The 17,236-nt window shown below is 69.7% G+C and carries 17 protein-coding genes; 7 read left to right on the plus strand and 10 right to left on the minus strand.

The window, feature by feature from the left end:
• Window positions 1-5: 5 nt before the first annotated feature.
• Window positions 6-2,423: a cell wall-binding repeat-containing protein gene (locus tag HL652_RS15650; protein ID WP_171706166.1), complete on the minus strand. Its 2,418-nt coding sequence runs from the start codon at window positions 2,421-2,423 to the stop codon at window positions 6-8.
• A gap of 150 nt (window positions 2,424-2,573) precedes the next feature.
• Here HL652_RS15650 and purF point away from each other — a divergent pair, with 150 nt between their 5' ends.
• The 4 genes from purF to HL652_RS15670 all read left to right on the plus strand — a co-directional run bounded on the left by purF (window position 2,574) and on the right by HL652_RS15670 (window position 7,839).
• Window positions 2,574-4,034 carry an amidophosphoribosyltransferase gene (gene purF / locus HL652_RS15655; protein WP_171706167.1) on the plus strand — a complete coding sequence of 487 codons (1,461 nt, stop codon included), beginning with the start codon at window positions 2,574-2,576 and terminating at the stop codon, window positions 4,032-4,034.
• Between the two features lie 19 nt (window positions 4,035-4,053).
• Window positions 4,054-4,521 carry an NUDIX hydrolase gene (locus HL652_RS15660; RefSeq protein ID WP_171706168.1) on the plus strand — a complete coding sequence of 156 codons (468 nt, stop codon included), beginning with the start codon at window positions 4,054-4,056 and terminating at the stop codon, window positions 4,519-4,521.
• Between the two features lie 76 nt (window positions 4,522-4,597).
• On the plus strand, window positions 4,598-6,952 hold the full coding sequence (locus tag HL652_RS15665; protein ID WP_171706169.1) for a transglycosylase domain-containing protein: 2,355 nt from the start codon (window positions 4,598-4,600) through the stop codon (window positions 6,950-6,952).
• 236 nt (window positions 6,953-7,188) lie between these two features.
• Window positions 7,189-7,839 (plus strand): NAD(P)-dependent oxidoreductase, encoded by a 651-nt coding sequence (locus HL652_RS15670; RefSeq protein ID WP_171706170.1) that lies wholly within the window; start codon window positions 7,189-7,191, stop codon window positions 7,837-7,839.
• Window positions 7,840-7,952: 113 nt separating this feature from the next.
• On the opposite strand, the gene HL652_RS15675 is transcribed toward HL652_RS15670, so the two are convergent.
• The 6 genes from HL652_RS15675 to HL652_RS15700 all read right to left on the minus strand — a co-directional run bounded on the left by HL652_RS15675 (window position 7,953) and on the right by HL652_RS15700 (window position 12,859).
• Complete coding sequence (locus HL652_RS15675) at window positions 7,953-9,296, minus strand: aminotransferase class III-fold pyridoxal phosphate-dependent enzyme (RefSeq protein WP_171706171.1); 1,344 nt, start codon at window positions 9,294-9,296, stop codon at window positions 7,953-7,955.
• A gap of 83 nt (window positions 9,297-9,379) precedes the next feature.
• Window positions 9,380-9,985: a DNA-3-methyladenine glycosylase I gene (locus tag HL652_RS15680; RefSeq protein ID WP_171706172.1), complete on the minus strand. Its 606-nt coding sequence runs from the start codon at window positions 9,983-9,985 to the stop codon at window positions 9,380-9,382.
• 50 nt (window positions 9,986-10,035) lie between these two features.
• Entirely contained in the window at window positions 10,036-10,632 is a 597-nt protein-coding gene (locus tag HL652_RS15685; RefSeq protein WP_171706173.1) for a hypothetical protein, read from the minus strand.
• A complete protein-coding gene (locus tag HL652_RS15690) occupies window positions 10,632-11,897 on the minus strand; it encodes a glutathionylspermidine synthase family protein (protein ID WP_171706174.1) in 1,266 nt (421 codons plus the stop codon). The genes HL652_RS15685 and HL652_RS15690 overlap by 1 nt, the downstream gene beginning before the upstream one ends.
• A 90-nt stretch (window positions 11,898-11,987) precedes the next feature.
• Entirely contained in the window at window positions 11,988-12,470 is a 483-nt protein-coding gene (locus HL652_RS15695; protein WP_253743340.1) for a VOC family protein, read from the minus strand.
• The gene (locus HL652_RS15700) at window positions 12,467-12,859 is read right to left on the minus strand and encodes a hypothetical protein (protein WP_171706175.1); all 393 of its coding nucleotides are present in this window, start codon (window positions 12,857-12,859) and stop codon (window positions 12,467-12,469) included. The genes HL652_RS15695 and HL652_RS15700 overlap by 4 nt, the downstream gene beginning before the upstream one ends.
• A gap of 80 nt (window positions 12,860-12,939) precedes the next feature.
• On the opposite strand from HL652_RS15700, the gene HL652_RS15705 reads away from it, so the two are divergent.
• A complete protein-coding gene (locus tag HL652_RS15705) occupies window positions 12,940-13,179 on the plus strand; it encodes a hypothetical protein (protein ID WP_171706176.1) in 240 nt (79 codons plus the stop codon).
• A 37-nt stretch (window positions 13,180-13,216) separates the two neighbouring features.
• Here HL652_RS15705 and lipA read toward each other — a convergent pair whose 3' ends face one another.
• The 3 genes from lipA to HL652_RS15720 all read right to left on the minus strand — a co-directional run bounded on the left by lipA (window position 13,217) and on the right by HL652_RS15720 (window position 15,666).
• Window positions 13,217-14,179 carry a lipoyl synthase gene (gene lipA / locus HL652_RS15710; protein WP_171707396.1) on the minus strand — a complete coding sequence of 321 codons (963 nt, stop codon included), beginning with the start codon at window positions 14,177-14,179 and terminating at the stop codon, window positions 13,217-13,219.
• Between the two features lie 86 nt (window positions 14,180-14,265).
• Complete coding sequence (gene lipB, locus HL652_RS15715; protein WP_171706177.1) at window positions 14,266-14,919, minus strand: lipoyl(octanoyl) transferase LipB; 654 nt, start codon at window positions 14,917-14,919, stop codon at window positions 14,266-14,268.
• A 24-nt stretch (window positions 14,920-14,943) separates the two neighbouring features.
• Entirely contained in the window at window positions 14,944-15,666 is a 723-nt protein-coding gene (locus HL652_RS15720; protein WP_171706178.1) for a DUF72 domain-containing protein, read from the minus strand.
• Window positions 15,667-15,805: 139 nt separating this feature from the next.
• Between HL652_RS15720 and HL652_RS15725 the strand changes: the two genes are divergently transcribed.
• Window positions 15,806-16,744 (plus strand): acyl-CoA thioesterase, encoded by a 939-nt coding sequence (locus tag HL652_RS15725; RefSeq protein ID WP_171706179.1) that lies wholly within the window; start codon window positions 15,806-15,808, stop codon window positions 16,742-16,744.
• Window positions 16,745-16,848: 104 nt separating this feature from the next.
• Window positions 16,849-17,172 carry a hypothetical protein gene (locus tag HL652_RS15730; RefSeq protein ID WP_171706180.1) on the plus strand — a complete coding sequence of 108 codons (324 nt, stop codon included), beginning with the start codon at window positions 16,849-16,851 and terminating at the stop codon, window positions 17,170-17,172.
• The last annotated feature ends 64 nt before the right edge of the window (window positions 17,173-17,236 follow it).

Below are 17,236 nucleotides of genomic sequence, written 5' to 3' on the forward strand. Positions count from 1 at the left end.
TCACCTCAGCTCGCACAGGCGGTGAGCTTCTGCACCGCCGGCGACAGCGAGTTCGGCCCGCCGAGCAGCACCACCTCGGTCGCCCCGAGGCTCCCGATGTCGCTCAGCACCCCCTGCGGCACGCAGTCGGTGGGCACCACGTAGAGCGGAGCGTCATCGAGACCCGCCAGCACGCCACCGGCCAGCGCGTCGGGGAAGTTCAGCCCCGTCGCTAGGTACACCGTGCCGCTCGTCTCGAACGACGCCCGGTTGAGCGCGATCGAGGTGAGGTAGCGGTTGTCGGCCGAGACGCGCTCCACCGCCGCCGGCACGGTCTTCAACGAGTCGGCGACGCCGGTCGAGACGGAGTTCGGCCCGCCGACGACGGTGATCGACTGCGCCTTCAGGTCGCGGAAGAGCTTCAGCGTGAGATCGTCGGCGGCGGGGAGCGAGCCGTTCACGAGCACCACCGGCTCGAGCGCCGATCCGGCAGCACCTCCGGCCGAGAGCGCGTCGGGGAAGTTCGTCCCCGTCGCCGCGAACGAGTGCGCCGCCTCGGGGAACACGGCCGAGACCACCGCACGGCTCGCCGCGTAGCGGTCGGCACCCGACAGGCGCTCGACGCCGACCCCGGGCACGAGGGTCTTCAGCGTCGAGACGACCCCGGCCGACACCGAGTTCGGGCCGCCCACCACGACGATGCGCTCGGGCTGCAGCGAGCGGATCTCGTCGGCCACCACCGCCGGCACCTCGTTCTGGGTCACCAGCAGCAGCGGGCCGCCCTGCGCGACCGCGGCAGGGCCGGCGCTCAGCGCATCCGGGTAGTTCAGGCCGGTCGCCACGTAGACGACGGGAGCGGTGTCAGGGAAGGCACGCTGCGCGATCGCGACCGCCCCCGAGTACCGGTCGGCCCCGGCGATGCGCTCGACCGTTGGCGCACCCGTCATCACGAAGCCGCAGTCGTCCCCCGAGCCTCGCTGCGTGCCGAAGGTGACGTAGACCCCGCATCGGTGGAAGCCATCCTGGAGGTCGGTGGGCCGAACCGACCATGACCCGTCCTGCGCGATGGAAGAGGTGTAAGTCTTTCTGCCGTCGTCACCTTCAATGACGACCACGACCTTGTAGCTGCGGGTCGCGCCCTCTACCGTGCCACTCAGCGCACTGCCCCAGAGGAGCGGTTCTCCGACCTCCGGTGAAGTGACTCGGACGCCCGGGACATCGACCATGAGTTCCCAGTCGCGCTCGAAGCTCCGCACTGATCCGTACTGCACCCCGTCCACGACCGGCGCCGTCATCGGAAACACAGCAGTCACGCCGGAGGGGGTGCAGGCATCCTTTGTGGAACCGGCCGACACCAGACCCATCGCGTAAGGGCCCGAGATGACGGAACCGCCGCTGTCGCCAGGTTGCGAGCACATTCCCTTGACGATGTCGGCATTCACCTGGGGACCGCCTTTGCCCACCTGAATGAGCTGGTCGACGTATTGCACTCGCCCACAGCTCCAGCCCGTCGTGCTCCCCGACTTGCAGACCTGTTGGCCGACCACAGCGTCGCCGTAGTCTCGCATCAGCACCTGCTCCCCAGCATCCACGGGGCCGTTGTTGGCGCCGGAGTTCCAGGTACCCACTCGAGGCAAGCTCTGGAGGTTCGTCTGGGGGCGCACCAGCCCAGCATCGATCTCATTGCCGAATGCGAACGTTCCCGGGATCTTGTCACCGAGGTTAAAGCCGACGGCTCCGTCGGGGTCGCCGGGACGATCTTGGTCGTACTCATTGACCCAACTGTTCTCGCCATCGACCGAGCAGTGACCTGCGGTCAAGAAGGCGTCGTAGCCTTGGGTCACGCTCACCCCGTTGAAGGCGACGGAGCAGATGAATGCCTGGGTGGCACTGCCGAACACGAATCCCTGCCCACCCCCGAGGTAGGAGGGCTGGAGCGGCTGAAGGTCATCCACGACCGCGCTGTCGACGGTGGTGCGCGCAGAGGAAGCGCCGAACTCGGGGGTGGCATTCGCCGCCTCGACGAGGTCAGCCGCGACGGCGTCGCCGTCGGGCACGATCACCACGAGTCGCGTGCCATCGAGCCGGGTGCCGAGCACGTCGACGCCCGATGACAGAAGACCCTCGACCACCGGCGCCGCGTCGGCCGCCGCGTCCGCATTGGCGAGGTACCCCTCTCCCGTCTCACCGAGTTGCTCTGCAAGAGCATGCAGGAGTTCGGGAGGCAACAGTTCCGCCTCTGCCGAATAGGCCTCGACGGAGTAGTCGGGCATTACAGGCGCAGCGGGTACGGGTGCCGGAGCATCGGTGCCCCCACCCGCCTCCAGATCGGCGGCCGCCGCGGAGGCGGTCGTTCCACCTCCGAGGGAGAGGGCGAACAGAGCGGTCGCGGCAAGGACTGTGGTGGCGGTGGCGCGCCAGTGGCGCACGGTGATGCGGGGCATCGGGGCCTCTCAGGTAGGGCGGGTCCCCCCGACCCGGCTGCGCTCATCCTAATCACTGGATGGCGCAGCGCTCGATACCCCGAGACTGTTCATGCCGGACCTGACGATGCGCCGGCCGGACACCCGGATGCGCACGATAGAATCGATGCAATGTGCGGCATCGTGGGCATCGTTTCGGCCGAGCCCGTCAACCAACTCGTCTACGACTCCCTCCTCCTGCTTCAGCACCGGGGGCAGGACTCGACGGGAATCGCCACGGCCGAGGGCAACATCTTCCACAGCGTCAAGGCCAAGGGCCAGGTGCGCGAGGCCTTCCGCACCCGTGACATGCGGTCGCTGCTCGGCACGATGGGGCTCGGGCACGTGCGCTACGCCACCCAGGGTTCCGCCGCCAAGGAGCAGGAGGCGCAGCCGTTCTACGTGAACGCGCCGTACGGCATCATCCTGGTGCACAACGGCAACCTCACGAACACGCGCGAGCTCACCAGTGAGCTCTACAACATCGACCGCCGGCACCTCAACACCGACTCCGACACCGAGGTGCTGCTCAACGTCTTCGCCAACGAGCTGCAGGCGCAGATCACCGGTCTCTCGCTCGACCCCGAGCAGATCTTCACCGCGGTCTCGCGCGTGCACGAGCGGGTGGAGGGCTCCTACGCCACCATCGCCATGATCGCGGGCCACGGGCTGCTGGCCTTCCGCGACCCGTTCGGCATCCGCCCCCTCACTATCGGCGGCCGGCTGCTCGAGAACGGGCAGATGGAGTACATCGTCGCCTCGGAGTCGCTCGTCATGGAGAGCCTCGGCTACGACATCGTGCGGGAGGTCGAGCCCGGCGAAGCCGTGTTCATCACCCTCGACGGCGAGCTCATCGCCAAGCAGTGCGCGCCGCAGCACTCGCTCGTGCCCTGCTCGTTCGAGTACGTCTACCTCGCCCGCCCCGACTCGGTGATGTCGGGCATCTCGGTGTACGAGGCGCGCCTGCGGCTCGGCAACTACCTGGCCGACACCGTCGCCCGGTACACGCCCATGGGCGACATCGACGTGGTCATGCCCATCCCCGACTCCTCGCGGCCGGCGGCCATGCAGGTGGCGCAGAAGCTCGGCGTGGAATACCGCGAGGGCTTCTACAAGAACCGCTATGTGGGGCGCACGTTCATCATGCCCGGGCAGGCAGCCCGCAAGAAGTCGGTACGGCAGAAGCTCAACGCGATGTCGACCGAGTTCAAGGGCAAGAACATCCTCATCGTCGACGACTCCATCGTGCGCGGCACGACCTCGAAGGAGATCGTTGACATGGCGCGCGCCGCGGGCGCGAACAAGGTCACCTTCGCGAGCGCCGCGCCTCCCGTGCGCTTCCCGCACGTCTACGGCATCAACATGCCGTCGCGGCACGAGCTCGTCGCACACGACCGCAAGATCCCCGAGATCGCGGCGGCCATCGGCGCCGACCACCTCATCTACCAAGAAGTCGACGACATGCGGAAGGCCATCACCGAAGGCTCCTCGCTCGTCACCGACCTCGAGATGAGCTGCTTCACCGGCGACTACGTCACCGGCACCGTCACCCCCGAGTACCTCGCCTGGGTCGAGGCCACGCAGAACAGCTAGGTTCCCTTAGGCTCGGGGCATGGCGACTCCCGACTTCGTGCTGGAACTGCGAGAGAAGATCGGGCACGCGCCTCTCTGGCTCACCGGCGTGACCGCCGTGGTCGTGCGCGGCGACGAGGTGCTGCTCGTGCGGCGCAGCGACAACGGCGCCTGGACCCCCGTCACCGGCATCGTCGACCCCGGCGAGGAACCCGCCATCGCCGCGGTGCGGGAGGTGCTCGAAGAGGCCGACATCCACGCGAAGGCGCAGCACCTCGCCTGGGTGCACGTCATCCCCACGATCGTCTACCCGAACGGCGACGTGTCGCAGTACCTCGACATCACCTTCCGGCTGAGCTACGTCTCGGGCGAACCCTTTCCCGCCGACGGGGAGAACACGGATGTGCGCTGGTTCCCTCTCGACGCCCTGCCCGAGATGAGCGATGAGATGCACGCGCGCATCCGTCACGCCCTCGACGGCGTGGAGGCGGCGCGCTTCGTGAGCTGAGGCGCGGCTGCGCCCCGCGGGCCGACGGGGGGGGGTTTTCAGCGACTTCACCAGCACGCGCCGTACCCTGGCCGATATGCCCGAAAGTCCACTCCGCGTCGTCAGCGCCTTCCAGCGCCTGATCGACGGCACGAAGCGCCCCCTCGGAATGATGCTCGCCCTCAGCATCGCCGCCGCTCTGCTCGTCACCGTGCTGGCCGTGCCGGCCATGGCGGTCACCGGCGTCTACGCCTCGCGCACAGCGACCGCGCTCGACACGCTGCCCGACTCCATCCGTCCCGGTGAGCTCGCCCAGAAGTCGGAGATCTACGCCACCAACAGCGACGGCACGAACACCCTACTCGCCACCGTGTTCGACCAGAACCGCCAGGAGGTGGGCTGGGACCAGGTGTCGCAGTTCGTGAAGGATGCGGTGGTCTCCACCGAAGACCCGCGCTTCTACGAGCACTCGGGTGTCGACGTGGCCTCGACGCTGCGAGCGGCGGTGGGCAACGTGGCATCCGGCGGCGTCTCGAGCGGGGCGTCGACCGTCACCATGCAGTACGTGCGCAACATCCTGGTGCAGCAGGCCGAGATGATGGACACCAAGGCCGAGCGCGAAGCCGCCTACGAGGCGGCCACCACCGAATCGCTCGACCGCAAGATGAGCGAGATGCGCCTCGCCATCGCGCTCGAGAAGCAGTACTCCAAAGACGACATCCTGCTCGGCTACCTCAACATCGCGAACTTCGGCGGCTCGGTCTACGGCATCGAGGCCGCCGCACAGTACTACTTCGGGGTGAGCGCCGCCGACCTCACACTGCCGCAGGCCGCCACCCTCGCGGCGACCGTCAACGAACCAAACGGGCTGCGCATCGACGACCCCGAGAACATCGAGGCGAACAAGGCCCGCCGCGACGAAGACGTACTCGCCTCGATGCTGAAGCAGAAGGCGATCACGCAGCAGCAGTACGACGAGGCGGTTGCCACCCCCGTCACCCCGAACATCACGCAGCCCACCACCGGCTGCCAGGCCGCCGCCGACGGCGCCGCCTACTTCTGCGACTACGTCACCTGGATCGTGAAGAACGACCCCACCTTCGGCGACACCGCCGACGAGCGCTGGCAGCACTTCAAGCAGGGCGGGTACGAGATCTACACCACCCTCGACACGCAGCTGCAGGCCAATGCGCACGAGACGATGACCGAGTACATCCCCTCCACCTACGACGGGGCCGACCTGGGTTCCACGATCGTGACGGTCGAGCCCGGTACCGGGCGCATCCTGGCGATGGCGCAGAACACCACCTTCGACGACGACCCCGACACGCAGGTGCCGGGCGCCACCGCGGTGAACTACAACACCGACATCGACTACGGGGGCTCGTCGGGCTTCCAGGTCGGTTCGACCTACAAGGTGTTCGCGCTCGCGGAGTGGCTGAAGCAGGGGCACACCCTCTCCGACCGGTTGAGCGGCAACGAGACCACGTGGGACATGGCGACCATCCCCAACAGCTGCCAGCCGGTGAGCGGCAGCTGGGAGCCCGCGAACGACGGCAGCTCGCGCCCCGGCACGATGTCGGTGCAGAGCGCGCTCACCAACTCGGTGAACAACGCCTTCGTGGCCATGTCGCAGCAGCTCGACCTCTGCAACATCAAGACCACGGCCGAGGAGCTCGGTGTGCACCGTGCCGACGGCGACCCGCTCGACTCGCAGCCCTCGTCGGTGCTCGGCACCAACGAGATCGCGCCGGTGACGATGGCCGCCGCCTACGCGGGCATCGCCGCGAACGGCATGTACTGCAACCCCGTCGCCATCGACCGCATCGTCGACCCCTCCGGCCAGGAGATCGCCACCCCGAACGCCGACTGCCACCAGGCCTGGGACCCGAAGATCGCCTCCACCGTGGCGTACGCCATGCTCGGGCCGATCGAGAGCGGCACCGCCACCGCATCCAACCCCTACGACGGCATCACCCACATCGGTAAGACGGGCACCACCGACAACGAGAAGGACACCTGGATGGTCGGCGCCTCCACCGCCGCCGCCACCGCCGTCTGGGTCGGCAACGTCAGCGGCAACGTGTCGATGACCGAGGTGTACCCGAACGACTACACCGGCTCCTCCGTGCGCCACCGCATGTGGCGGGCCGTGATGACCGCGAACGACGAGCTGCGCGGGGGCGGCGAGTTCGCCGAACCCGACGAGGAGCTCGTCGACGGATCGAGCTCGCGGTACGACAGCTCCGACGACACCGACACGCCCGACCCCATCCCGTCGACCACGGCCACCCCGGCGCCCGTGCCCGCGCCGGCCCCGGTGAACCCAGCCCCCGCCCCTACGACGGCCCCCGACCCGGTCGAACCCGCCCCGGCCGACCCCGAGCCCGTCGACCCCGAGCCAGCGGCTCCCGCCCCCACCCCCACGCCGGCCGCGGGCGCGGGCGGCTGACGCCAGGTACCCCCGGCCCCCTCACACGCCCCTCCCGAACTCGATGGAACCGGCGGTCGTTCGGCGCTCCCGCCTCCGTCGAGTTCCGGATGCACCTCCGAACTCCATCGAGTTCGGGTGCGGTAGGCGGAGTGGTCGCGGCGGGAGGGCGGGGTGGGGGCTTACCGGGAGGTGCGTACTTACGCGGGGGCGGTGGGGGTCGTAGGGTGGCGGAGTCACGAGGAGAGAAGGACGGCATGGCACGCATCACGGTCTTGGGCGGTACGGGATACGCGGGGGCGGCGATCGTCGCCGAAGCGCAGAAGCGGGGGCACGAGGTCACCGCGGTGAGCCGCTCGACCGTCGAGCAGCCCGTCGCCGGGGTCGACTACGTGGAGGGGTCGGCGCTCGACTCCGAGGTGCTCGACTCGGTCGTGCAGGATCGCGACGCCGTGGTGGTCGCGCTGTCGCCTCGGGGTGACATGGCGGGCAAGCTCGAGCCGATCGTGTCGGAGCTCGTGGAGCGCCTCTCGGGCACGCAGACCCGCCTCGGGTACGTCGGCGGCGCATCCTCGTTGCAGGTCGAGCCCGGTGGGCCCCGCCTCTGGGACGTCACCCACGAACAGCTGCCCGCCGAGGTGAAGCCCGAGATCGAGACCGGGCTCAACGCCCTCGAGCTGCTGAACTCCAGCCCCGAATCGCTCGACTGGTTCTACGTGAGCCCGCCCGCCGACTTCGGGTCGTGGCTCGGCACCGAGACGAAAGGCACGTACACCCGTGGCGGTGACGTGCTGCTCCGCGACGAGTCGGGTGCCTCGACCATCTCGGCAGCCGACCTCGCCCTCGCGATCGTCGACGAGATCGAGCAGCCCGCGCACCGGCGGGCGCGCTTCACCGCGATCGCCTGAGCGGCGCCCGCCTCGGGGCCCGGCCACGACTTCCTTACGGACAAAGTCCGTCCGAACGTGAATTCGGACGGACTTTGTCCGCAAGAACGTGGTGGGGCGAGCGGATGCGCGGGTCAGGCGGAGAGCTCGGCGAGCTTCTGCTCGATGACGGTCGCGGCGTCGTCGATGAGCTCTTCGCTGATGACGACGGACGGGAGGAAGCGGAGCACGCTGTCCCAGCTGCCGGCGTCGAGCACGATCACGCCCTGCGACGCGGCGTGCTGGATGACGGCCTTCAGCGCCTCCGGGTTCGGCTTCTTCGTGCCCGGCAGCACGAGCTCGACGCCGATCATCGCGCCCTTGCCGCGCACTTCTCCAACGATCGGGAAGCGCGACGGCCAGTCGCCGATGCGGTCGAAGAACGCCTTCTCGACCCGCTGCGCCTCACCGATGAGGTTGTCGCGCTCGACGAGATCGAACACGGCGAGGGCCGCCGCGGTGGAGACCGGGTTGCCGCCGAAGGTGCCGCCGATGCCGCCGGGCTGTACCGCATCCATGATCTCGGCGCGGCCGGTGACCGCGGCGAGCGGGAAGCCGCCCGCGATGCCCTTCGCGCTCGTGACCAGATCGGGAACAACCCCGTGGTGCTCGATGGAGTACCAGGCACCCGTGCGGGCGATGCCCGCCTGGATCTCGTCGGCGACGAACACGATGCCGTTCTCGGTGCAGAACTCGCTGAGGCGCTTGAAGTAGCCGGGCGCCGGGATGATGATGCCGCCGTCGCCCTGGATCGGCTCGACGAACAGGGCGGCCAGCTCGGTGGCGCCGATGTGCGTGGCGATGTAGTCGATGGTGCGCTCGGCGGCCTCCTCGCCCGTCATACCCTCGGGGTCGCGGAAGGGGTAGCTGATCGGCACGCTGAAGATGTCGCCGGGCATCGGACCCATGCCGGCGCGCTCGGGCCACGGGCGGTAGGTCATCGCCATGGTGAGGTTGGTGCGGCCGTGGAAGGCGTGGTCGAGCGTGGCGATGACGCGACGGCCCGTGAACTTGCGGGCGATCTTCACCGCGTTCTCGACAGCTTCCGCCCCGGAGTTCACGAGGATCGACCGCTTCTCGAAGTCGCCCGGCGTGATCTCGGCGAGCTTCTCGGCGACCTTCACGTAGTTCTCGTACGGCGTGACCGTGAACAGGGTGTGGGTGAGCTTGTCGGCCTGCGCGGCGGCGGCCGCCGCGACCTCCGGATGCGCGTGGCCGATGGTGGTGACCCCAATGCCGCAGCCGAGGTCGATGATCTGGTTGCCGTCGACGTCGACGAGGATGGCGCCGGAACCGTGGTCCATGTAGATGTCGGCGAGCGTTCCGGCACCGCGCGAGACCGCCGCGCGGCGGCGGGCGTGCAGCTCACGCGAGCGGGGGCCGGGCAGCTCGGTGACGAGCTTGCGCTGCTGGGGCACGGAGAAGTCGCTGGAAGCCATGACCCGAGCCTATCCGCCGCGATGCCGCTCGGCAGCGGCACTCGCCCGTTTGTCGGACAATCGCGCGGGCGCGGTGACACCGCTCATGGCGCGACGCCCTTGCGCGGGCAGGTGTCGACGTGGTCGTCGACCACGCCCGTCGACTGGAGGTAGGCGTAGACGATGGTGGAGCCGACGAAGGTGAAGCCGCGCTTCTTCAGGTCTTTGCTGAGGCGGTCGGAGAGTTCGCTGGTGGCCGGGAGGTCGCCGAGACCCCGCGGATGCGCGACAATCGGCTCGCCGCCCGGTGCCCAGCCCCAGAGGTAGGCGGCGAACGAGCCGAACTCCTGCTGCACGCGCTGGAAGGCCAGTGCGTTCTTGCGGGCACCGTAGATCTTCAGACGGTTGCGGATGATGCCGGGCTCGTTCATGAGCACCTCGAGCTCGCCGTCGCTCATCTGGGCGACGGCCTCGACGTCGAACTCGCGGAACGCCGCCGAGTAGCCCGCGCGGCGGCCCAGGATGGTCGACCACGACAGGCCGGCCTGGGCTCCCTCGAGCAACAGCATCTCGAAGAGATGGCGGTCGTCGTGACTCGGCACGCCCCACTCCGCGTCGTGGTAGCGGCGCATGGCGGGGCTGCCGTTGGCCCAGGCGCAGGTGCCGTCGTGGGGATCGAAGGCGGTGGCATCCGGAGCGGTGTCGTTCATGGACCGATCATGGCGGCGACCACCGACATCGGGCCGGCCCGCGCATCCGCTCAGCCGCCGACGGTGGAGCCGAAGCCCGACTTGCCCGACGAGCCGAAGCCGCTCTTGAGGGGTGCGCGCTCCCCGGTCTGCGCCCCCGCGGGCGCGGGCGACACCACGTCGCTCTGCAGCTTGGAGCCCGGGGCGGCGAATCCGCCCGACGACACGTTCGACCAGCCGGCGACGTTGGGCGACGCCCAGCGCGAGCCCGCGAACAGGATCGGGCCGAGCCAGGCGTGGCCGTAGTGCGCCCTGGGATAGTTGCTCGAAGGCTCGCAGAGGTCTTCGGGGGTGTCGACGATCTGTTCGCCCTGGCGCTCGAGGATGGCGATCTGCTCGGTGACGTCGGCGATGCAAGCCTCCTTCGAGTCGTACATCGGGCGTTCGGCACTGTCAGGGACGACGTACTTCTGGCCGTCGGCGCCCTCCAGCACGATGCCCTCGTCGGTGGGGGTGCACCCCGAGAGTGCGAGCACGGCTCCGGCGATCGAGGCGACAGCCACCCCGCGCGTCGCGGCGGGCGAGAGGCCGGCGCCACCGGCACGTGCTCGGGCGCGGTGGGCCGCGCCGATGCCGCTCAGCTCGAGCTTGCTGGTGCGAGCGGCCATCAGATGCTCTCCGTTCCCGCGGGCAGGATGACGTGGGGCACGAACTCGGCGAGGTCGCCCGTGATCGGCCCGCCGGTCTCGCGCAGGTCGATGCCCGCCGGCGTCTCGCCGACCACCCAGCTGCCGATCACCGGTGTCTTGCCGTCGATCGCCGAGAAGCGGGCGCGTTCCTGGAACACGAACCCTTCCTCGCCGTAGCCGCCGTCGTTCTGCGCCACGACGGCGCCCGCCCCGTCGAACACCCGGACGTTCGCGCCCTCGCGGCCGAGGCGTGGTTTGGCGACGTGGCCGGCGCCGGGGGTGGGCAGCGCATCCGGAGTGGTGAAGGCCGGGAGGAGGTTCGGATGCCCGGGGAACAGCTCCCAGAGCACCACCAGCAGCTGCTTGTTGCTGAGCAGGAGCTTCCAGGGCGGTTCGACCCAGCGCGTGACGAAGCGGCTGTTGGGGAGGAACGCGCCGAACTGCTCGGTGATCATCCACTCCCAGGGGTACAGCTTGAAGATGCGGTGCACCTCCTCGTCGTCGGCGTCGAGGAAGACGCCGCGGTCGACACTGAACGCGAGGTCTTCCATGAACACGAGCTTCGGGTCGAAGCCGGCGGCCTTCGCCGTCTCGGCCATGTAGGCGACGGTGTCGAAGTCTTCGACGATGAGCTCCCCGTCTCCGGCGTCGCGCAGCGACGCGAGGTGCAGGCGGGCGCCGGGGGCGACGCCCCAGCGAGCCGAACGGATGTGCTCCCACTGCTCGACGAGCAGCTCGTGCACGGCGTTGAACTGGTCGGCGTCGGCGGGGAGCACGCCCGCGGCCTGCTGCTCCTCGAGCCACTGCCACTGGGCGGCCGCGGTCTCGACAAGGGAGGTGGGGGTGTCGGCGTTGAACTCGAGCAGTGTGACGGTGGGGGCGGATGCGCGGTGGGCATCGCCCGCGCGGGCTCGGCCGTCGTGGTAGGCGAGGTCGAAACGGCCGTAGACGGTGGGGTCGTCGTCGTTCCACGAGTCGCGCACGAGGGCGTGGAACTGCTGCGGGATGCCGAACTCGTCGAAGCGGCCCTCGCGTACGACGAACTCGACGGCGTCCATGCAGCGGGCGAACAGCTCGGCGGTCGCCCGCTCGAGCAGCTCGATCTCGGACGGATCGAACACGTAGGCGGCGGCTTCGCTCCAGTAGGGCCGCCCGCCCTCCGACTCCAGGTCGTAGAAGGTGAAGCCGACGGCGTCGCAGCGCTCGCGCCAGTTCGGACGCGGGGTGATCTCGGTGCGGCGCATGACACGGTGAGCCTACCCGAGCGTCTCGGTGTCGGCACCGGGTGCGGGCGGATGCGCGGGGCCGGGCGATCGCTCGCCGAACCGGGTGCCCTACCCCACGGCGTGGAGGCGCACCGTGCCGTCGGAGTCGACGCTCCAGCCCGGGTTGTGGGCGATCTCCCAGAGCACGCCGTTGGGGTCGACGACGTGCCCGTGGCGGCCGCCAAAGGCCGCGGTCTGCGGCGGCTTGCGCACGGTGCCGCCCGCCGCCCGCATGCGCTCGACCACCTCGTCGACCTCGTCGGGAGTCTGCACGTTGTGCGAGAGGGTGAATCCGGTGGGAGCGGCCGGGGCGCTCGGCACCGGCGCTGCGTTGTCGGGAGCGGTGGTGTCGCCCTCGAGGTCGCGGTCGAAGGCCTCGGCGTCGAAGAGACCGAGCACGAGGCCGTGCCCGACCTGGAAGAACAGGATCTCGCCCGGCACGTCGAGCAGCGGCTCCCACCCGAGCCCATCTCGGTAGAACGCCCGCGCCGCATCGAGATCGGCGGTCGCCACGGTGAGGAAATCGGCTCGCTGCTGCATGCCGATCATCATGCCAGGGCCTTCGCGAGCCCGCGGCGGTCGGGCGGGCGCCCCGAGAGATCGAGCGCGCGGGTGAAGCAGGCCGTGACGACCGCCGGCACGGGAGCGGGCCACGACGGCTCTGCGAACACGGACTCCCACGCCGAGGGTGGAACCCCGTCTGGCCATGGCGCCTCGAAGCGGTAGTCGAGCCCGTGCCGCAGCAGGCAGGCTCGGGTGTCTTGCTGCACGGTGACCCACCGCCACGCCTCCGTCTTGGCGGCCTCCGGCCACCCCGCCGGCACCTCCACCACCACGGGATCAGGATCGCCGACCGGCACAGGGGGCCACGGCGCGTCAGCAGGGAGAGGGCTGACGAGAAGAGCAGCGACGAGAAAGGAGACGACGAACACCGGGGCCACCTAGCAGTATATGAGGTTCTCTCATCATAGTCGTCGCCGGCATCGTCGCCGAGGGCGTACGGGAGGTGTTACATGGAGGGATGACCGACGACCCGGGACGCCGCCGCTCGATCAGGCGCACGGTCATCGGGGTGCTCGCCGTCGCGGCCGTGGTGGCGTTCTTCGCGTTCGTCGCCGTGCCCGTCGTCCTCGACGCGACGGGAGGCAATCCGGCGGGCCTGCTGCTGTTCGCCGGGCTCTTCGCTCTCGCGGTGGTGGTGGCGCGGGTGCGCTACCCGAACCTGTTTCGCGCCCCAGGCGACCGACGCCGTCAGCGCTGAGCCCGTAGGCGCTGAGCAGCGCGCCGCGCGCGCCCCCTCACACCGCCTGCGCGAACCCCGCCTCGGCACCCGCGCCGAGCCCGGCGAGAGCCGGCGGGATCTCCCAGCCCTTGCGCCGCATCGACTGCGCCCACAGCCGCCCGGCCCGGTACGACGACCGCACCAGCGGGCCGGCGAGCACCCCGAGGAACCCGATCTCCTCGGCCTCCTCCTTGATCTCGACGAACTCCTCCGGCTTCACCCACGACGCCACCGGCAGGTGCCGCGGCGACGGCCGCAGGTACTGGGTGACCGTGATGATGTCGCATCCGGCGCCGTGCAGGTCGGCGAGCGCCTGCGACACCTCCGACCGCGTCTCGCCCATGCCGAGGATGAGGTTCGACTTCGTGATGAGCCCCGCCGCCCGCGCCTGCGTGATGACGTCGAGCGACCGCTCGTAGCGGAACGCCGGACGGATGCGCTTGAAGATGCGCGGCACCGTCTCGACGTTGTGCGCGAACACCTCCGGCCGCGACGAGAACACCTCCGACAGCAGGGCCGGGTCGCCCGAGAAGTCGGTGGCGAGAATCTCGACCCCCGTCCCCGGGTTCAGCTCGTGGATGCGCCGCACCGTCTCCGCATGCAACCACGCCCCCTCGTCGGGCAGGTCGTCGCGGGCCACGCCCGTCACCGTCGCGTAGCGGAGCCCCATCGCCCGCACCGACTCGGCCACCCGCCGCGGTTCGTCGCGGTCGTAGTCGGCCGGCTTGCCGGTGTCGATCTGGCAGAAGTCGCAGCGACGGGTGCACTGCGAGCCGCCGATGAGGAAGGTCGCCTCCTTGTCCTCCCAGCACTCGAAGATGTTGGGGCAGCCCGCCTCCTGGCACACCGTGTGCAGCTCCTGCGTCTTCACGAGCGACTGCAGGTGCTGATACTCCGGCCCGAAGCGGGCCTTGGTCTTGATCCATTCCGGCTTCTTCTCGATGGGCGTCTCCGCGTTGCGCACCTCGAGCCGCAGCATCCGTCGTTCCCCCGGAGCGTGCGCCGGGGCCGCACCGGCGAGCAGAGAAGCGGATGCTGCACCACCACCCACAGGCCCGCACCCACTCATCGCACGACCCCCGCCAGCTCGCGCGCGGCCCCCGGCTGCACGAACCGCGCCCGCACCTCCCCCACGACGTCGACCGGCTCGACCCGCCGGCCGATCACCGCGCTCATCGTGGTCACCCCCGCATCCCTGATACCGCAGGCGACGATCGCGTCATACGCCGCGAGCGAGTTCGAGCAGTTGAGCGCGAAGCCGTGGGTCGTCACCCCCTGCGCCACGCGGATGCCGATAGCGCCGAGCTTGCTCTCGCGAGCCCCCTCGGTCACCCAGATTCCCGAGCGCCCCTCCACGCGATGCGCGTCGATGCCGAACGCCCCCACCACGTCGAGCAGCAGCGCCTCGAGCGACCGCACGTAGGCGACCACGTCGATCGGGTCGGGCAGCCGCACGATCGGGTAACCGACGAGCTGGCCCGGCCCGTGCCAGGTGATCTTGCCCCCTCGATCGACGTCGATCACGGGAGTGCCGTCGACCGGGCGCTCAGAGGGCTCGGTGCGCTTGCCGGCGGTGTAGACCGGCTCGTGCTCGAGCAGCACGACCGTGGGCGGCGAGACTCCCGCAGCCACCTCGTCGTGCAACCGTGACTGCAGCGCGAGACCCTCGGCGTACGGCACGAACCGTCGCCCCACTCCTTCGTCGACGAAGACTGTCATGCCGTCAGCATAGGTTAATTGGTCTCAGTACAGAAATGACCTCAACGTGTCGGCATTCCGCACCGCGTTCCCGCCCCCGTCGTTGTTGAAGTACACCAGCGCGTCTTTCCCCGACCCTTCCCACTCCCTCAGCCGGTCGGCCCACCACCGCAGGTCGTCGTCGGAGTAGGAGCCTCCGTAGAGGTGCTCGTGATCGGGCCCGTGCATCCGCACGTAGACCAGCTCGTTTGTGGCCCGCAGCACGCACGGCAGCCCGGCTCCGCTCAGCACGCAGTACGACGCGCCGGCCCTCTCGAGCAGCTGGAACACGGCCTCGTCGTTCCAGCTGGGGTGCCGGAACTCGACGGCCACAGGCATCCACTCCGGCAGGGCCGCGAGGAAGTACTCCAGCCGCGCGTCGTCGCGCGCCATCGTCGGCGGCAGCTGCACGAGCAGCACCCCGCGCCGGTCGCCGAGCTCGTGCAGGCCGCTGGTGAGCCGGCCGATCCAGGTCTCGGGTTCGAGGAGGCGCTTGGCGTGGGTGAGGCCGCGCGGCGCCTTCACCGAGAGGAGGAACCCTTCGGGCAGGCGCTCGCGGTAGCGGCGGAAGCCGTCGTCGCGCGGCCAACGATAGAAGCTCGCGTTGAGCTCGACGGTGTCGAAGCGCCGGAGGTAGTGGTCGAGCCGGGCGCGGGAGGGCGTGCCCGAGGGGTAGAGCACGTCGTTCCAGTGGTCGTAGCTCCAGCCCGAGGTGCCCACCCGAATCATGCCGGTCACCGTACTCCCGCGGGCGACGGAGGCGCGCATCCGGCCGGGGCTTGACAGAAGCGAAAGAAGGGCCGATCTTGCACCTCTCGGGGTGCGAAAAGTCGCGCAGAATGCGCGCGCTCACTGGCATCCTGAGGGCATGAACGACAGCGTGACCCTCCGCTTCCTCGCCGCACCGCAAGACACCGCGGCCGGCGGGCTCACCGTCGCCGCCGGCCGCGTGCTCGAGTGGATCGACAAGGCGGGCTTCGCCTGCGCCGTCGGCTGGAGCGCCTCCTACTGCGTCACCGCCTACGTGGGCAACGTGCACTTCACCCGCCCCATCGCCGCCGGCGACATGATCGAGGCGCGGGCGCGCGTCATCCAGACCGGCCGCACGAGCATGCAGGTGCTCGTCACGGTCGGCGCCGCCGACGTGCGGAGCCGCGAGTTCACGCCCGCCACCCACTGCCTCCTCGTCTTCGTGGCCGTCGACGCCGAGGGCACGCCGCAGGAGGTGCCCGCCTGGACCCCCGTGACGGAGGGCGACCGGATGCTGCACGACCGCGCCGAGGAACGCCTCGCCCCGCGGCGCGCCATCCGCGACGCCATGCTTGCGCAGGAGTACTCCGACGCCGGAACCACCCCGCGCACCGTGTTCCGCTTCCTCGCCGCACCCGGCGACGCGAACTACGGCGGCAACGCGCACGGCGGTACCGTGATGCGATGGATCGACGAGACCGCCTACGCCTGCGCGGCGAGCTGGAGTTCGGAGGCTGCGGTGGCGGTCTACTCGGGCGGCATCCACTTCTTCCGCCCCATCCGCATCGGCGACATCGTGGAGGTCGACGCCCGCCTCATCCACACCGGCGAGCGCAGCATGCACATCGCCGTGCGCGTGCGCTCGGGCTCACCCCGCACTCCGCACGAGCTGCAGCTCACGACGCAGTGCATGAGCATCTTCGTCGACCTCGGCGACGAGGGAGCCCGCCCCGTCGCGCCCCTGCCCCTGATCTCGGCCGAAGACTTCCGCCTCGACGCCCATGCCGACGATCTGATCCGGATGCGCGGAGCACTGGAGCGGATCCCGGTCGGCTGACCGACGGAGCCGGGCCGCGTCAACCCCAGGCGGGTGTCGGTGGATGATGTTACGTTCGTAAGGCTCTAGAGCGCGGAAGACTGCCGTGCCGAGAAAGGCAGGGCATGGATTTCCGAAGCAAAGAGGTTCTCGAGCAGTGGCTCGAAGACTTCCGCTCCTCCCGCGAAGGCGGGCTCCTGGTCAACGTCCTCGTTCAAGACGGCACCGACGGCGCCGACACCGGTCTCGTGGTGGTGCCGTTGCGCAACGCTCCCACCGACGTGTACATGCAGCCCGTGGGCATCGGCGAACACCGTTGGAGCATCACCCTGAACGCGCGCACCGAAGACATCGAGCTCGACGCCGCGCAGCTGCACGCCCTCGCCTCCGAGCTCGAGGTCGCCGCGTCGCTCTGCTCGTACCTGCAGGAGCGCTCGGCCGAGGCCTGAGTGCGCCGGGCGCGCCCCTGGCGTGCGGCAGGCCGAGCCGCGCCGTAAGGTGAGTCTGTTCACA

Source organism: Herbiconiux sp. SALV-R1, from assembly GCF_013113715.1.
GTDB lineage: Bacteria > Actinomycetota > Actinomycetes > Actinomycetales > Microbacteriaceae > Herbiconiux.

Excerpts from the sequence above, each read along its gene's own strand:
- HL652_RS15660 (WP_171706168.1), top strand. The coding sequence starts at position 4,054 with ATGGCGACTCCCGACTTCGTGCTGGAACTGCGAGAGAAGATCGGGCAC.
- HL652_RS15675 (WP_171706171.1), bottom strand. The coding sequence starts at position 9,296 with ATGGCTTCCAGCGACTTCTCCGTGCCCCAGCAGCGCAAGCTCGTCACC.
- HL652_RS15690 (WP_171706174.1), bottom strand. The coding sequence starts at position 11,897 with ATGCGCCGCACCGAGATCACCCCGCGTCCGAACTGGCGCGAGCGCTGC.
- HL652_RS15720 (WP_171706178.1), bottom strand. The coding sequence starts at position 15,666 with ATGATTCGGGTGGGCACCTCGGGCTGGAGCTACGACCACTGGAACGAC.
- purF (WP_171706167.1), top strand. The coding sequence starts at position 2,574 with ATGTGCGGCATCGTGGGCATCGTTTCGGCCGAGCCCGTCAACCAACTC.
- HL652_RS15725 (WP_171706179.1), top strand. The coding sequence starts at position 15,806 with ATGAACGACAGCGTGACCCTCCGCTTCCTCGCCGCACCGCAAGACACC.
- HL652_RS15730 (WP_171706180.1), top strand. The coding sequence starts at position 16,849 with ATGGATTTCCGAAGCAAAGAGGTTCTCGAGCAGTGGCTCGAAGACTTC.
- lipB (WP_171706177.1), bottom strand. The coding sequence starts at position 14,919 with ATGACAGTCTTCGTCGACGAAGGAGTGGGGCGACGGTTCGTGCCGTAC.
- HL652_RS15665 (WP_171706169.1), top strand. The coding sequence starts at position 4,598 with ATGCCCGAAAGTCCACTCCGCGTCGTCAGCGCCTTCCAGCGCCTGATC.
- HL652_RS15650 (WP_171706166.1), bottom strand. The coding sequence starts at position 2,423 with ATGCCCCGCATCACCGTGCGCCACTGGCGCGCCACCGCCACCACAGTC.
- HL652_RS15705 (WP_171706176.1), top strand. The coding sequence starts at position 12,940 with ATGACCGACGACCCGGGACGCCGCCGCTCGATCAGGCGCACGGTCATC.
- HL652_RS15670 (WP_171706170.1), top strand. The coding sequence starts at position 7,189 with ATGGCACGCATCACGGTCTTGGGCGGTACGGGATACGCGGGGGCGGCG.
- HL652_RS15695 (WP_253743340.1), bottom strand. The coding sequence starts at position 12,470 with ATGATGATCGGCATGCAGCAGCGAGCCGATTTCCTCACCGTGGCGACC.
- HL652_RS15685 (WP_171706173.1), bottom strand. The coding sequence starts at position 10,632 with ATGGCCGCTCGCACCAGCAAGCTCGAGCTGAGCGGCATCGGCGCGGCC.
- lipA (WP_171707396.1), bottom strand. The coding sequence starts at position 14,179 with ATGCTGCGGCTCGAGGTGCGCAACGCGGAGACGCCCATCGAGAAGAAG.
- HL652_RS15680 (WP_171706172.1), bottom strand. The coding sequence starts at position 9,985 with ATGAACGACACCGCTCCGGATGCCACCGCCTTCGATCCCCACGACGGC.